18 protein-coding genes are annotated in these 16,165 nt (G+C 38.6%); 2 read left to right on the top strand and 16 right to left on the bottom strand.

Annotated elements, in window-relative coordinates:
* Positions 1 to 14: 14 nt before the first annotated feature.
* Together AA0X71_RS19760 and uraH are read left to right on the top strand one after the other, a co-directional pair.
* Complete coding sequence (locus AA0X71_RS19760) at positions 15 to 1,457, top strand: NAD(P)-binding domain-containing protein (RefSeq protein WP_413356991.1); 1,443 nt, start codon at positions 15 to 17, stop codon at positions 1,455 to 1,457.
* Positions 1,458 to 1,470: 13 nt separating this feature from the next.
* Positions 1,471 to 1,824 carry a hydroxyisourate hydrolase gene (gene uraH / locus AA0X71_RS19765; RefSeq protein WP_413356992.1) on the top strand — a complete coding sequence of 118 codons (354 nt, stop codon included), beginning with the start codon at positions 1,471 to 1,473 and terminating at the stop codon, positions 1,822 to 1,824.
* 40 nt (positions 1,825 to 1,864) lie between these two features.
* Here the strand turns inward: uraH and AA0X71_RS19770 are convergent, their stop codons facing one another.
* From AA0X71_RS19770 to AA0X71_RS19845, 16 genes are all read right to left on the bottom strand, one after another.
* Positions 1,865 to 3,235, bottom strand: coding sequence for an ATP-binding protein (locus tag AA0X71_RS19770; RefSeq protein ID WP_413356993.1), 1,371 nt, complete (start codon positions 3,233 to 3,235; stop codon positions 1,865 to 1,867).
* Positions 3,232 to 3,930, bottom strand: a complete 699-nt coding sequence (locus AA0X71_RS19775; RefSeq protein WP_413356994.1) for a response regulator transcription factor — start codon at positions 3,928 to 3,930, stop codon at positions 3,232 to 3,234. Before AA0X71_RS19775 ends, AA0X71_RS19770 begins: the two co-directional genes overlap by 4 nt.
* 149 nt (positions 3,931 to 4,079) lie before the next feature.
* Positions 4,080 to 4,691: a hypothetical protein gene (locus AA0X71_RS19780; RefSeq protein ID WP_413356995.1), complete on the bottom strand. Its 612-nt coding sequence runs from the start codon at positions 4,689 to 4,691 to the stop codon at positions 4,080 to 4,082.
* A 154-nt stretch (positions 4,692 to 4,845) separates the two neighbouring features.
* Entirely contained in the window at positions 4,846 to 5,622 is a 777-nt protein-coding gene (locus AA0X71_RS19785) for a sulfite exporter TauE/SafE family protein (protein WP_026073460.1), read from the bottom strand.
* Between the two features lie 49 nt (positions 5,623 to 5,671).
* Positions 5,672 to 5,899, bottom strand: coding sequence for a sulfurtransferase TusA family protein (locus AA0X71_RS19790; RefSeq protein ID WP_019155080.1), 228 nt, complete (start codon positions 5,897 to 5,899; stop codon positions 5,672 to 5,674).
* Between the two features lie 27 nt (positions 5,900 to 5,926).
* Entirely contained in the window at positions 5,927 to 7,054 is a 1,128-nt protein-coding gene (locus tag AA0X71_RS19795) for an MBL fold metallo-hydrolase (RefSeq protein ID WP_413356996.1), read from the bottom strand.
* 242 nt (positions 7,055 to 7,296) lie between these two features.
* Positions 7,297 to 7,872 carry a sulfurtransferase TusA family protein gene (locus AA0X71_RS19800; protein WP_413356997.1) on the bottom strand — a complete coding sequence of 192 codons (576 nt, stop codon included), beginning with the start codon at positions 7,870 to 7,872 and terminating at the stop codon, positions 7,297 to 7,299.
* 51 nt (positions 7,873 to 7,923) lie between these two features.
* Positions 7,924 to 8,220: a rhodanese-like domain-containing protein gene (locus tag AA0X71_RS19805; RefSeq protein ID WP_019155082.1), complete on the bottom strand. Its 297-nt coding sequence runs from the start codon at positions 8,218 to 8,220 to the stop codon at positions 7,924 to 7,926.
* Positions 8,221 to 8,345: 125 nt separating this feature from the next.
* Positions 8,346 to 8,825: a DsrE/DsrF/DrsH-like family protein gene (locus AA0X71_RS19810; RefSeq protein WP_019155083.1), complete on the bottom strand. Its 480-nt coding sequence runs from the start codon at positions 8,823 to 8,825 to the stop codon at positions 8,346 to 8,348.
* 122 nt (positions 8,826 to 8,947) lie between these two features.
* Positions 8,948 to 9,211, bottom strand: coding sequence for a metal-sensitive transcriptional regulator (locus AA0X71_RS19815; protein ID WP_413356998.1), 264 nt, complete (start codon positions 9,209 to 9,211; stop codon positions 8,948 to 8,950).
* Positions 9,212 to 9,625: 414 nt separating this feature from the next.
* Complete coding sequence (locus AA0X71_RS19820; RefSeq protein ID WP_413356999.1) at positions 9,626 to 10,612, bottom strand: ABC transporter substrate-binding protein; 987 nt, start codon at positions 10,610 to 10,612, stop codon at positions 9,626 to 9,628.
* A gap of 39 nt (positions 10,613 to 10,651) precedes the next feature.
* Positions 10,652 to 11,503: an ABC transporter permease gene (locus tag AA0X71_RS19825; protein WP_413357000.1), complete on the bottom strand. Its 852-nt coding sequence runs from the start codon at positions 11,501 to 11,503 to the stop codon at positions 10,652 to 10,654.
* Positions 11,504 to 12,277 (bottom strand): ABC transporter ATP-binding protein, encoded by a 774-nt coding sequence (locus tag AA0X71_RS19830; RefSeq protein ID WP_413357001.1) that lies wholly within the window; start codon positions 12,275 to 12,277, stop codon positions 11,504 to 11,506. It abuts the gene before it with no gap.
* A 214-nt stretch (positions 12,278 to 12,491) separates the two neighbouring features.
* The gene (gene ggt, locus AA0X71_RS19835; protein WP_413357002.1) at positions 12,492 to 14,147 is read right to left on the bottom strand and encodes a gamma-glutamyltransferase; all 1,656 of its coding nucleotides are present in this window, start codon (positions 14,145 to 14,147) and stop codon (positions 12,492 to 12,494) included.
* 11 nt (positions 14,148 to 14,158) lie between these two features.
* Entirely contained in the window at positions 14,159 to 15,319 is a 1,161-nt protein-coding gene (locus tag AA0X71_RS19840; RefSeq protein WP_413357003.1) for an amidase, read from the bottom strand.
* 29 nt (positions 15,320 to 15,348) lie between these two features.
* Positions 15,349 to 16,164: an XdhC family protein gene (locus tag AA0X71_RS19845; RefSeq protein ID WP_413357004.1), complete on the bottom strand. Its 816-nt coding sequence runs from the start codon at positions 16,162 to 16,164 to the stop codon at positions 15,349 to 15,351.
* Position 16,165 lies beyond the last annotated feature (1 nt).

The following is a 16,165-nucleotide window of genomic DNA, read 5'->3' on the forward strand; positions in this document are numbered from 1 at the left end:
GGGGGGGAAAATATATGAGTTTAGAAGTATTAAATGAACAAGTGAAAAGAGATCTTTCCTATTTAAACTTCGGAGGTCCAGAATGGGTACAACCTCTCCATCATCCTGAAGGACATGTGTATGATGTAGTCATTATTGGAGGTGGGCAAAGTGGACTTAGTGCAGCATTCGCTTTAAAACGCGAGCGGATCTACAATGTACTAGTAATCGACGAAAACCCTAGAGGCTATGAAGGTCCCTGGGAAACATACGCACGAATGGTCACACTACGAACACCAAAGGATTTAACATCCATTGATCTCGGCATTCCTTCCCTGACTTTTCGCGCCTGGTGGGAAGCTCAGAAAGGAGTAGAAGGTTGGGAAAAGCTTGATAAAATTCCTCGAGGCGAGTGGATGAATTATTTACGTTGGTATCGCGAAATTCTTAATTTACCTGTTGCAAACGAAGTGAAACTAAAATTAATTGAACCTTCCGAGGCAGGCATTCACCACTTGCACATTGAAGGTCCTGGTGCTCCAAGCGAAAAATTACTAGCCCGTAAGGTTATCCTTGCAACAGGAATGCAAGGTGGTGGCGAATGGCATGTCCCTCCATTTATCTCTGAGAAATTACCAAAATATCACTATACACATACGTCTGAACCGATTGATTTTGCTACACTTAAAGATAAGAAGATGGCCATTTTAGGTGGCGGCGCTTCCGCCTTTGATAATGCCAATACAGCCCTTGCTGAAGGCGTTGGAGAAGTTCATGTATTTGTACGTCGCCAGGAGCTTCCTCGCATTAATCCAATACGGCAACTGGAGGTCTCTGGCATAATCGAACATTATCACACCTTATCGGATACGGAAAAATATACGGCTATTTCCCACTTCTTTAAATTTAACCAACCTCCAACGAACGATACCTTTAATCGTGCCACTTCATGGCCAGGCTTCGAGTTGCATTTAGGTTCACCATGGCTCGATGTGGCGGAAATAGAAGATGGAGTTCTCGTTACTACTCCTCAAGGCACTTACACGTTCGACCATTTAGTTATCAGTACTGGACTTGTAACCGATCCTGCTCTTCGTCCTGAATTAAAGTTAATTGAAAAGCATATTGCTCGTTGGAGTGATAAATTTTCCGCACCTGAGGATATTGCAAATCGGCTCGTTGATGCCCATCCTTATCTTAGCCCGAACTTTTCGTTCATGAGTCGTGACGAACAGGGAAAAGAACAATTATACGGCCTATTCGTATTTAATTATTCGACGTTAATTAGCTGCGGGCTTTCTGCATCTGCCCTTTCTGGGATCAGATTTGCCTTACCAAAGCTCGCACTTGCGATTTCCGACCAGCTTTTCCAAGACGATAAAGAGCAAATTTTAAATCGTTTCCTTTCTTATGATCAGGAAGAATTTGTTGGGGAATGGCCGAAGAAGGAAAGTGCAACTTCTGTAAAAGAGTCATGAAGAGGTGGATATTATGGCAGGATTGACGACACATATTTTAGATTTAACCCACGGCGCTCCCGCTAGCAATGTGAAAATCGAGCTTTATATTCAGTGTGACGATGAATGGCAGCTACTCATGTCTACGGTTAGTAATTCAGATGGGCGGATTGATAAGCCCCTTTTGTCTGCTGAAAATATGATTAGTGGCGTATATGAACTCATTTTTCATATCGGGGAATATTTTCAAAGTAAACAACTTGATCTACCCGAACCCGCTTTTTTAGACAAAGTGCCAGTCCGCTTCAGCATCGCGGATACAACTGCACATTATCACGTACCATTACTCGTTTCACCATGGGGGTATCAGGTTTATAGGGGTAGTTAAAAGAGAAACACACCCTGGTAATTTGACTAGGGTGTGTTGTTTAAATAGGAAGATTGATAGTAAAAACAGCGCCTTTGTTCTTTTCACTTTCAACGGTAATGAATCCACCATGCGCTTTCACAAATCCCTTGGCAATGGATAACCCTAGACCAGTACCACTTTCATTACGTGTTCTTGAAGTATCCCTTTTATAAAATCGATCAAAAATGTGAGGAAGCACGTCTTCTGGTATTCCTTGTCCGGAATCAGCTACTTTGATTAAAAACCAATTTTCTTTTTGCAAAGTAGAAATCTCTACTATTCCATTCTCAGGAGTATGACGAAGAGCATTCCCAACAAGGTTCACAATCACCTGTGTCATTCGATCTGCATCGATTTGCAGCAATCTTTCTTCTTGGTTTTTGTTATATTTAAGTTCAATGTCCTTTTCATCAGCAAGCACCTGAAAGTGATGGGAAATTCTTTTTATCATTCCAGATATATCAACAGACTGAATATTTAGCGGAAGTTTGCCCGCTTCTGCAAGACTTAACTGTTGTATATCATTTACTAAACGACTTAAGCGATACACTTCATCTGAGAGTTCAAGAATATTTCCTTCCGTAGGTGCACTCACCCCTTCTTGCATTAATTCTAGTTTTCCTTGCAAAATTGCTAAAGGTGTACGCAATTCATGTGCCACATCCGCCACGATAGCACGTCTTTTTTCTTCATTTTGTTGTATCTTCTGTGCCATATCATTAAATGCTTCCCCAAGTTCATAGAATTCATCGGTTGACTTTATATGGACTTTGGTTGTTCTTTTTCCACTAGCTAACTGTTTAATTCCGATCATTAAAACCTTTAAAGGTTCAGATATTTTTCTTAATATAAATAGACTAAACACCGCTGCCACTATAGTTGCCAATAAACCACTAATTATAATAGCCTTATTGGATGATTGCAGAAACTCTTTTTCAAGATTTTGAAGCTTATTTTGATAGAGGACTAGGGTCCCTTTTTTTTCGCCATTGACACTTAAAGCCACTTTCTTTCCAGATATATCCGTACCATCCAAACCAATTCTCTCACCAGTTGAATCACCGATGATAACCCCATTCAAGTCAAGTAATAATAAATCGCTATTAGGTGTGGACATATTCATGAACATAGCGCGTCTCATCATACCATGACCTTGCTCTTTTGTGGAATCATAATTTAAAAAAAGCTCCTGTGCCTTATTCCACGAGCCTGTTTCTTCATAATATTGCTCCAGAGTCTGTTCCATTCGCAGCAAAAAATTGTTCGTGTGTTGGTCTAGATAATTTTGGAAAGTTGTGCGGATACTAGATTGTACAAAGATTGATTGGCTAATTCCCATTAACAAAACAATCAAGATAAATGCAATGATCAACTTTGTTTGCAGCTTCATCTTTTTTCACCAAAACGATAGCCAATTCCATAAACCGTATGTATGTACTTTGGGTGAGCTGGGTCTTTTTCAACTTTTTTTCTTAAGTTACTAACATGAGTATCAATCGAACGCTCATAATTAACATACTCCTCTCCCATCACACTGTTCATTAATTGAAGTCGACTATAGACACGGCCTGGCTTTCTAGCCAGCGTCACCAAAATATTATATTCTGTAGGTGTTAGATTTATGATTTCGGTGTTTACCTTTACTACATATGTCGATAAATTAATTTCAATATCGTCACGAATCAAAAGTTCATCTATTTCATCATTAATCTCATCGATACTGTACCTTCTCAAAACCGCCCTTATTCTTGCAGTGAGTTCACGCATACTAAAGGGTTTGGTAATATAATCATCCGCACCCATTTCAAGACCTAATAATTTATCTATTTCCTCAGATTTTGCTGTTAACATGATAACGGGTATTTTTTTATGTTTAGAGCGGATATCTCTTAATGCTTGTAGTCCATCTTTTTTCGGCATCATAACATCTAATAGGATCAGGTCTAGATCATGGTTTTCTACTAATTGAACCACTGCTTCTCCGTCTGCTGCTTCAACTGTTTCAAAGCCTTCTTGCTGTAAAAATGTTTTCACCATATCTCGTATTCTCACTTCATCATCCACAACAGCAATGACTCTACTCACATTCTAACCTCCTTACCTTCCTCATTTACTATTATACTAGGAGGAAAAACTGTTCAATCAGGACAAATATGTCTGCCAAGTTAAATCGGTACATAACCAAAATAACTCTGAAGCAAAGCCCCAGAGTTTAAACATTGTTAGTTATCCTACTAATATTGTGTACCGGTTCCGATTTGAGTTTGCTGAGGTTTGGCATCATTACTCCATCTGCTAGCTTGCTTCATACCCATTTTACTGCCGCGCATATGACCTGTACCATCCTGTTCGAATGCCCGGTTCATCATCGTTTCCATATTTCTTAATCTATTTTCCATTTGATCTTGTGTTAGTACTCCATCATTCACTTGCTGGGCAAGTTCGCTCTTTCTTTCTTCTATTACTGCCTTCACTAAGTCTTCAAACTTAATCCCTTTCTCTTCAACCATCTCAGCAACAGACTTACCTTCCATACGTGCTGTCTGGAATTCCTCTAATGTCATACCTAGTCCATCAGAAAGTAGCTCTGACATAGAAGTCATCATTCCGCCTGTCATACCCATCCCAGTTCTCATCCCGTTGGATTCTCCTGTCACTGGGCAAATCCATTCCGTTTCTCCTTCTTGATTGCTCTCCTGTTCATCGACTGTTTGAATAACGGACAAACCTTTGCTAGCATCTTGCTGTTTTACCGTTGCTGATGACATGCCATTTGGAGTAACCATAACACCTAATGAAAAAAAACCTACGAAAGCAGTTGTTGTCAACAAATAACTCCATTTCATTACAAGTCAACTCCCTTTCATCCATTTCCTATTTCTTCTTTCAAGTTCATCATATTAAATTAATTTCCAGAACCTTTATAGGAAATATCAAGATAATGTTAAGATGAAAACCTACCATAGTAAAGCTACAATAGTGAGATAATCTTGTTTAGGGTTATAGTATATCAATCCAAATCTTAATGGCTGTTGCTAAAATTAATAAAGCTAATATAACTTGTAAAATTTTTGTGTTTACCTTTTTTCCAGCCATTGCACCTAATGGTGAGGCAACAAGGCTGGCAATGATCATGATGACGGAAGGTAAGAATTCAACTTGTCCCGTGGTAATTTTTCCAACTGTAGTGCCAATTGAAGATAGAAACGTAATAGCCAATGAAGAAGCAATCGTCATTCGTGTTGGTATTTTTAAAACAACTAGCATGATTGGAACTAATAAGAAAGCTCCTGCCGCTCCAACAATTCCAGAACCAACTCCTACAAATAATGCTAGAGAAGCTGCAATCCATTTATTAAATTTCACTTGTTTAAGAGGAATATCATCAATTCCTTTTTTTGGGACAAACATCATCACAGCAGCTATGATTGCCAAAATGCCATATACTAAATTAATACCGCCCTCTGTCATCATCCTTGAACCTAAACTGCCCACAAAACTACCAATTAAAATGCTTATTCCCATATACCCAATTAGTAATTTGTTTAAATAGCCACCTTTACGATATGCCCAAACCCCACCGATTGTCGCAAAAAGCACCTGAACAGCGCTTATTCCTGATACTTCGTGGGCACTAAATGCAGCTAAACCAAATAAGGGCGGGATATATAAAAGCATCGGATATTTAATAATGGAACCACCAATTCCTAACATCCCAGAAATATAGGAACCAATAAAACCAATTAAGAAGATGGTAATGATAAATCCAATATCCATCATACAGTCTCTCCTTTAAGAAAAGGGAACCCAATCTGGTTCCCTTTTCTTAACCTTTTTTAATCCAAAACTTTAAAACATCGTTATCGATTTCGTGTTTAATTAACTCGTGACCGCTTGATTTTGTCCATGCCGGAAAGTCATTTTTTGCTCCTTGATCCGTAGCATGGATTTCTAAAACTTGACCGCTTTCTAATTCACTCATTGCCTTTTTTGTCTTTACGATCGGCATAGGACATGCCAATCTTTTTGCATCCAAAATTTTAGTTACTTCCATTTCTTTGCCCCCTACTATTTGCTTCCCCTATCGAACTGCACAACGATTTGGTCCTATTTCCATTTCACGTTGCTTTTCTTTATCAGGATTGATTTTTCCCATATTCGTTTTACGAATTTCTTGATACGAATTCGGTTGAGGTGGTAGATTTTCTGTTACCATCTTTCTAAACTCATTTTCATCTTTAATATTCAAGCCATGGTTGTTAGCGTATAAAGTTCCTAATTTTTCTGATACACTACCATCTTCATTTAGTTCTTCCAATATCATAAAGTGAGCAGGAAGAACGATTAATTCCATTGACAGTTCTCTATAACGTTGATATAAACTTTCTCTTAAATCTCCTACCCAATCTTGAGCCAATCCAGCTAAGTCAGGTCTTCCAATTGAGTCAATGAACAAAATGTCACCTGAAAGCAAGAACTTTTTATCAACAATAAACGAAGTAGATCCAATGGTGTGGCCTGGAGAATATAAGGCATGGATATTAATATTGACGTTTCCAATTTCAACAACATTTCCATCTTCTAATGGTTCGTAAGGGAACGTAACTTCTGTTGCATCTCTTGGAGGCAGCCAATAGGTTGCACCTGTTTTTTCTGCAATATCCCTTCCACCGGAAATATGATCCGCATGTAAATGAGTATCAAAGACATGAGTAATTTTGGCACCCATACTGTCAGCAAATTCAAGATATACATCAGTCATACGAGTGGCATCAAAAATAGCAGCATCACCCTTCGATATCAGCATATAGGATAAACACCCTTTCCCAACACGCACAAACTGATAAAGCTCGCCGCCATCGTTCAAATTCCCGATTTTTACAGGTTCTAAATACTCACTCCAAGCTTTCATACCGCCCTTTAGGTAAGAAACCGTAAGCCCTTCATCAGAGAGCATTTCAGCGACCATAATAGAAGATCCCTCCTTTGCACATGCTACCAATACCTCTTTATCAGAGGGAAGTTTATCCATAATTCCTTCAACACCATCAAGCAATTCGAAATATGGAACATTTAGATACTCAAAGTTTTGACCTTCGATTTTCCAATCCTGAAAGTCATCTGCATTACGAACATCTAGAATAAACAATTCTTCCTTATTAAATACTTTTTTTACTATCTCTTTTGACGTCATTACTTTAACAGCCATCAATATACCCCCTATAGTATTATTTAACTTAAAAAATATATGTTCAATTTTATTTATACAATATGGATAATCACTTTTTATTACTTTCATTGAATCAATTTCATCAAGTCGTACTTCAAGTAAAAAACGAACGTTAGGGAATGAATTCTACAGAAAATGAGTATATTTCCAGTACATCAACAAAAGAATTTCTGTAATGGTTCGTTTTTTAATTTACCTTGGTAAAATCGACTCAATCGGGTTCATTTTGAGACCTCTATTCTTTTTCCAGTCCATTGGCTCATCCCCGGTACGACGTTAATGACTTTAGTGAATCCCTTTTTAGTTAATTTTTGAGCAGCAAGGTCACTACGGTTTCCTGTTCGGCAAATAACATAAGTTTCTTTTTCTTTATCTAATTCATATAAACGCTTTTCTAGTTCACCCAATGGAATTGAGATAGAATTTGGTATATGACTAAACTCATATTCTGCTGTTTCTCTCACATCAAGAACCACAATATTTTCACTTATGTTAAGTTTCAGTTCGAGTTCATCATTGTTAATTACGTTCGGATGTTTTTTTTCGATTGATTCATCATTAGAAGACTTTCTTATATAATGCTTTAATACTTCACCTTCTTCTAACGTCCCTAAATACTGATGACCAATACTTTGAGACCATGCCTTGATATCAGCTTTGGATCCCTTATCTGTAGCCTGAACTTCCAGTACTTGACCAGCTTCTATTTCATTGATTGCTTTCTTTGTTTTTACAATTGGCATCGGGCATGCCAATCCAGTTGCATCAATAATTACGTCTGCTCTCATGTTAACCATTCTTTTCCCTCCTGCTTTATACCTGTATGGGTATCTTTGTGATTAAAAAAATTATTCTACATTTCCTCCCCAAGAAAGCATTCCATCTTTCATATTAGTTACATTAAATCCGTAATACTCAAGAAATTGTGAAACACGGCCGCTTCTGGCTCCTGACCGGCAAACGATCAAATATTCTTTTGTTTTATCTAATTCATGCATTCGGAACTCAATAAGTCCTAATGGAATGTTTACGGCTCCTGGTATTTTCCCAGCCGCTACCTCATCAACTTCGCGAACATCAATAATATTTAATTTTTTTCCTTCATTTAACTTCGATTCAACTTCTTTTGCAGTCATTTCTTTCATGGTTCGTTCCTCCTTATGTTCACTATAACCGGCGTTCATGTCGCCTTTGACATTTGTTACTTTTGTGTACCCATTTTCTTTAGCCGTTTACTATTCACCTTGGATACATGGTGAAATCTACTCAATTAGATGAATAGGTTGACATTCCCATGTTCAGCTTCTGCTAAATATGCCGCTACTCCTGCATATTCAATATTGTCTAAAAGTTCTTCTTTCTGTAAACCCAGTAATTCCATCGTCATAGTACAGGCAATTAATTTCACATCTTGCTCTTGTGCCATCTCAATTAATTGTGATAGAGGAATTGCATTGTGTTTTTTCATTACTTTCTTGATTAACTTAGGTCCAAAACCAGCAAAGTTCATTTTGGATAATCCCATGTTTTCAGCGCCTCTAGGCATCATTTTGGCAAATAATTTTTCCATAAATCCTTTTTCAACGGAAATACTTTCATCTTTTCTTAACGCATTTAATCCCCAGAAAGTATGAAATATTGTTACTTCATGATCATAAGCTGCTGCACCATTCGCTATAATATAAGCTGCCATTGATTTATCATAATCTCCGCTTAATAGGACAATTGTTGTTTTTTTCTTTTCTGTCATTTTATGACCTCCTATATATTGTTTATTTATCATACGGGTATTTAGCTAGATATAATCAAGTCATTACCCTTACCCCTATAGGTATTATATTTATTAAAATAAAAGAGGGTGTCAACCCTTTTTTATCGACTTCTTACTAATAGATTTACTGCTTCTTTTACCAATTCTTCTGTGCTTTTTTCATTTGTATCATCCGCTTGTTTAACACACTCGATTAAATTTGAACTTACAATTACCCCCATTGTTCGATCAATTGCTGTTCTAGCAGCAGATAGCTGTGTTATAACCTCTTTGCAATCCTTGTCTTCTTCCATCAAGCGTAATATGCCTCTAAGCTGCCCTTCGATACGTTTAACTCGATTTTTAATTTGGTCATTATAATCCATTTCTTTTCCTCCCTCTTTAAAGTATCAACCATTTTGTTTAGTTTACTCATTTTATAGAATCGTTTTAGACTTTAGAAAATTGTATATTTACTTAATCAAATTCATAATTGCGCATTTCAATTAAATATATCATTTATGCCTCTAACAACGAAACAATTATCCATGACACGTTTATGATATACCCCTATAGGTATATTGTCAATAGTTAAAAATTAGATTCACCAAGTTTCTCTTACAAATAAAAAGCTGAATCATAAAAAAGCAAGAGATTAAAAACAATACGTTTTTATCCTCTTACTTTTTATTTTTTTCGATTTTTATCTGCTGGCAATGGAGCCCTGCTGAATTGAGATTTATCCATTTTCGCAAAAAGCCCAAGCTTCAAATTTCATTCTACATTAAGTGGTGTACGGTCTATTGCGGCAGAAATTCTGTCGTGAAGATTTCACTTGCATCAAATTTCTCATTCACAAGTCCTAGTTCGTATAGTTGGTCGATGAGAGTTGCCCAGCGTTCTTCCGTCATGTAGCCCACGCCGTGTTGTGCGGCATCCATTCCATAGACGAACTCTTCTTGAGATTCTGATTCAAATTTCAGTGATTCGATTTCAATATCTGGATTATCTTCTTGAATGATTGGATTAATCTCTTCATATGAGTCCTTATACGCATTCCAACCTTCCACAAAAGCCTCCGTAAAGGCTTTAACCGTCTCTTTATTATCTTCTAAATAGTCCTTTGAGACATATAAGACTACATTATATGGATCATAACCAGCATCCGAAACAAGCTTTGTTTCAACTTCAACACCTTCTAATTCCATGAAATAAGGTTCAGATGTTAAAAAGGCTTGCGTAATCGCATCCATATCATCAATAAAATTGACATGCTGACCTGTATAAGCTAATTCCTCTACTCCACTTAAATCATATTGATTCTTTAAAAATTCCCAGTAAATAATCCCTGGTTGGATAAATACTTTTCTTCCATTTAAATCTTCAAACTCATCAATCCCATATCCTTTATGAAACATAAAGGCTTGTGGACTGCCTTGCATCGCTGCCGCTACAGCTACTAATTCAATCCCTTCATTTCTCGCCATAACAATTTGGTCTGCATGAGCAAGTCCAAATTCCGCATTGCCTGAAGCAACCATGTTGATCGAGGATACCTGCGGGCCTCCTGGCTCCACGGTCACATTTAATCCATTTTCCTCAAACAAACCTTCCTCTATAGCTGAATACACTCCGCCATGCTGTGATTTCGCGAACCAGTTCAAGACCAATTTCACGTCTTTAGCTTCCTCTGACGACGAACCAGATTGTTCTCCACCACAAGCTGCTAGAACCATAATGAACACCATCGACACCAAAATAAATCGTAATTTTTTCCACCCTTTCATTCATCTTCTCTCCTCTACTATTTTTATTCAATGTAAAATCTATTTTTCATTCTTAATCGCGGATTCATGCCATGACTTAAGCATTAAATGAGAGAAGTAGCTTACTAGAAGGTAGAACGTGATCCCAAAGATCGCCCCAGCAATGGCACATGCAAATAAGTAAGGTGTTTTCAACTGAACAGCAGCCACCGTTATCGCATACCCAAGCCCACCTTTTCCTCCGCCTATCCCTGCAACAAACTCTCCAGTAATAGCCCCAACAATCGCTAACGTACAGGAAACCTTTAAACCAGACACAATGTAAGGAAGTGCAGCTGGAATTCTAAGCTTCCACATCGTTTGCCATTTTGAAGCATTGTATAAGGCGAACAAATCACACATATCCTTGTCTACTGATTTCAAACCCATCAATGTATTCGAAACAACGGGGAAAAATCCAATCAAAAAGGCAATGATCACAATCGAGTTAAAGCCTGAGCCGAACCAAATGACAACAATCGGTGCCATAGCAACGACAGGGATTGTTTGTAAAATAACAGCATAAGGATAAAGACTAATCTCAAGCACTTTTGAGCTTGCTAGTAAAACTGAAACAGCAATTCCAATAACAGCACTTAATAAAAATCCAATCACCGATTCAGTAACAGTAATTCGGATGGCTGGCCACAATAAATGCCAATCTGAGATCGCAACCGCGATAATGTCTGATGGCTTTGGTAAAATAAAAGGCTTTATATCAAGCATAAGAGGCACAAATTGCCAGATTGATAGAAAAATAACGAGCGCGATGATCGGTCCAATAATCGTTCCTTTCAGTTTAAACTTAGTCTTTGATGGTTGGACGTCTTGAACGATATTTTCATTTTTACTCGTCACCGTTTGTACAGACATTTACCCTAGCTCCCTTCGAGCGATACTATGTTCAAGACTTCGAGAGGCAAGCTCCACATATTCTGTAAACCGACGATGCGTACGTTCTCTAGGAGTCGGTAGTTCAACATCAATAAATGTTGATAATCTGCCCGGTCTAGCTGACATTACAGCAATTCTCGATGATAGATAGACTGCTTCATAGACGTTATGAGTAACAAATAAGATGGTCATATTTTCTTTTTCCCAAATGTTCAACAAATCCCCTTGCAAGGTTTGCCTTGTCATTTCATCTAAGGCTGCAAAAGGTTCATCCATCAGGAGCATCTTCGGCTTTGCTGCTAAAGCACGAGCGATTGATACCCTCATTTTCATCCCGCCCGAAAGCTGTCTCGGATAGGATTTCAGATGATCTTTAAGCCCAACCATTTCTAAAACGTTGATGGCATTTTCCACGCGACTATGTTTATCAGAACCCCTTAATTCTAGCGGTAATAGTACATTATCAAGGACTGTTCTCCATGGTAGTAAATTTGCGTCTTGAAAGACAAATGCCAGATCATTTGTTTTCTGGATGATTTCTTTCGGATTTTGACCAAATACTTCAACCTTCCCCTTTGTCGCATCTCCTAGTCCTGCTACCATCCTCAGAGCCGTTGATTTCCCACATCCTGAAGGACCTAGGAAACTAATAAACTCTCCTTCTTGAATGGACAAATCCAACTGACTCAGTGCGACAGTACCAGTCGTATAGACTTTATCAACCTGTTGAAATGAGACTACCTCGTTCCCCAAACCTGATCCCTCCTAAAAAAACGTTTCATGTTATATTTTCTGACGTTATATGTAATATATTCTCATTATATAATTCACATTCCGCTTTGACATTAGTTATTGCTGACAAACTTTTCATTCCGTTTTGTTGATCTTAACTAAATATCACATAAAAAGAGTCTAGCCCGAAGACTAGACTACTATTTATCATGTTCACTTTCCTAACATCATTTTTTTAATATCCTAATGCTGCTCCATCACCTCTTGGATCCGCACCGCCATATTTGACTCCTGTAGCATGGTCAATCTTAATCACGCCCGCATGACCCATGACATCTGTAAAATCCTCGTGAATTTCTACATCATGACCTTTTTCACGAAGTGCTTGCAAAACCTCTTCAGACACCCTTCCCTCCATCTTTAAACGATTAGATTCAACGCCCCATGTTCGTCCATATAACCATCGCGGAGCTTCTATCGCCGCTTGGACCGGATAGCCATAATCAACAATTCTTGTTATAAGTGCTGCCTGCGTTTGCGGCTGGCCCTCTCCTCCCATCGTTCCATAAACTAAGGAAAGCTTGTCATCCGTAAACATCATTGCTGGGTTTAATGTATGGTAGGTACGTTTATTCGGTTGCAGACAATTGACATGTTCTGGATCAAGTGAAAAAAAACTGCCGCGATTTTGTAGAACAATACCTGTATTTTTCGGAATATACCCCGAACCAAATTCATGATATATGCTTTGAATCATAGAAACAGCATTGCCTTCCTTATCCACGACTCCAAGCCAAATTGTGTCACCCTTCGGATCCAGTTGCTGATCGAAATTCTTCACATTGGTAAAATTAATTTTATCTGCAAGCTCGAGCCCTCTTTGAGGTGATAGTAAGTATTGTAATGGAATTGGTGAATATTCCGGGTCTGTTAAATATTTATCTCGATCCACAAAAGCGAGTTTGATCGCTTCAATTAGTAAGTGATAATATTCCACAGAGCCTTCTTCTATTAAATCCAGATTAAAATGGTTTAAAATGTTTAAGATCGATAACGAGGCAAATCCTTGTGAATTCGGTGGTACATTGTAGACAGTGTTACCCCGATATTTAACCGAAATCGGTTCGACCCAATCGCTTTTATGCCGAGCAAAATCTTCATATGTTAACAAACCGCCATTTTCCTGAAAATCACGGTCCATTATTTTCGCCAAATTCCCTTTATAGAATACTTGACTCCCTTCCATTGCAATCGCCTCTAATGTTGATGCTAAATCAGGCTGTTTCATCATTTCTCCTGGGCTATATGAAAGACCATTTGACTTCAAAAAAACGTTGCAAAATTGAGGAAAACGTTGCAAATGACGCAATTCGTTATCCTCTTTATTTAAATTCGTGTTCGTCCAATATTGCTGGCTCGGAGTTACGGGAAAGCCTTCTTTCGCATAATCAATGGCCGCTTCAAGCAATTGTCCCCAGGTATATGTACCCTTTAGGTTCTTTTGTGAAAACTGATAGGCTAAATCCCAGCCAGCAACCGCCCCAGGTACGGTATTGGCAGCCAGCACCCCTCTAGAGGGGATTTTTTCGAATTGCTGACTTTTATAAAATTCAATCGTCGCCTTTTCTCCAGCACGCCCTGAACTATTTATCGCTTTCAGTTCTTTCTCTTTTGCGTTATAAATGAGCCAAAAGTTATCCCCACCAATTCCGTTCATATGGGGATAAACAACGCCAATCGTCGAGGATGCTGCAATTGCCGCTTCAACAGCATTTCCTCCATTTTGCAAAACTTTCATACCTGCTTGTGAAGCTAAATAGTGTGGTGTTGTGATCATGCCATTTGCTGCCATCGTCGTTGGCCGGAAGGATGAAAATGTTTTTTTAGCCATGATTACCTCCCTCACTTCTCCACAAACTGACTTGCCCATTTTAGCAGATTCAAGTCTTTATTCTTATTTGCGATAAAGGACAAACCGATAGGATATCTATTATCCTTCAAAAGTGGAATCGTCACTTGTGGAAAACCTGCCAATCCAGCAATACATGTTAATTGCATCGCTTTTGAGCGATATTGCTCCATTTTATCAACCGATAAATTCTTCTTAGGGGCTTCTCCTGGAGCGGTCGGTATCACTAATAATCCATCTTCCTTTAATAGATTAGATAGCTGTGTGCTAATCATTTCCCGCTTACTCTTTTTAGTCGAAAGTTCATCTTTATTTAAAGTACTAGTCCATTCAAATCTCTCGGCAATTCCTGGTCCAAAAAAAGGCTTAACCTCTTCAATCCATTCCCTATGTGTGTCCCAAATTTCAATGCCTTGAATGGTACGAAATAAACTGGCCCACTCGGAAAGACCATCTTTTGTGACCTTAACATAACTTTTCCCAGGTAATTCAGATACGGCTTTTAATAAGCATACTTTCGTTTCTTCATCTAAAAATGACCAAGCTTCCTCCTCCAAATAAAATTGAGAAAAATCTTGGCTCACTTCGGATGAGAAAGGAATCAATGATTCCCCAACGCGCAATAAAACCTCGGCATCTCTCGCCATCCATCCTACGGTATCAAAGCTTGAAGCTAATGGAATGACACCAGTAATATCGACAAGTCCATGAGTGGGTCTAATTCCAAAGACGCCACAGTAGGATGAAGGAATTCGTACTGAACCTCCCGTATCCGTTCCAATGGCAAAATCAACAAGTTCACCTGCGACCGCAACAGCAGACCCGCTTGAAGACCCTCCTGGAATTCGGTCAGGTACAACCGGATTGATCGGAGTCCCATAATGAAAATTTTCGCCGTTTAAGCTATACATCAATTCATCTGTATGGGTCGTGCCTACTATTGTCGCTCCCTGTTCTAATAACAGATTAATGACAGGAGCATTTTCCTCAGCAGGCTTATGAGTTCGATACCAGTCGGGATTGCCAGCCGTATTTCGATAGTTTTTTATAGAAAATACGTCTTTGACAGCACCTCTTAAACCTGTTAATCTACCTTCTCCCGCTGGTTTAAGATGAAGGTCATCTTTAACAAAGGCATTGCAAGTATCGTTCATGAAACTCCTCCTTTTTAGAAGCTCATCATTCACGTTGAGCTTTGAATTAACTTTTCCCTTTCCAATTTCTTATTCTTTTGAATTTCCCCTTTGCTGACTTTGATAATTTCAGCAATGATGCTGATGGCTATCTCCTCCACCGTCTCAGCACCGATTTCGAAACCGATTGGAGTGTACACATGCTCGAGTTGTCCCTCTGTACATCCTAACTCTTTTAGTTTATTAAAAATTTGCATCACCTTTCGCTTACTGGCAATCATGCCAATATAGGCACATGGATATTCAAGCGATTTTTTTAATACTCTATCATCACCATCTTTCGTACAAATGATAACAAAGGATTTTTCATCAAGTTTCGCTTCTGTCACTGCCGCTTCGATCCGATTATCCACATGAATACTTGTCGCATTGGGGAAGCGTTCCCTTGTACAATAGTCCGGCCGATCATCGACGACTCGATACGGATATTCAAGAAAATCAAATTGCCGTGCTAATGCATAGGCAATATGACCAGCCCCAATAATGACCATTTCTGGTCTATTCGTATACACTTCAATAAAGACAGTTAAGGTTCCACCACAATGCATGCTGATACCGTCTTTTGCATTTTTGTTGAGCTTATATTCGACGACTATGGAGCGTCCATTTTCAATTGCTTTGATGCTCTCAGCAATAACATAATGTTCAGCTAACCCTCCGCCAACTGTTCCTTCAATGGAGCCATCTCGATAGACAATCATTTTTCCCACATGCCTCGGAGTCGAGCCTTTTGATTCAATAATCATTGCTAACGCAAACGGTTCGTTTTGACGAACTAATTTTGCTACTTTTTCCATCAGCAACATG

The sequence above is a fragment of the Robertmurraya phoenicis genome, from assembly GCF_047302285.1.
Taxonomy (GTDB): domain Bacteria; phylum Bacillota; class Bacilli; order Bacillales; family Cytobacillaceae; genus Robertmurraya.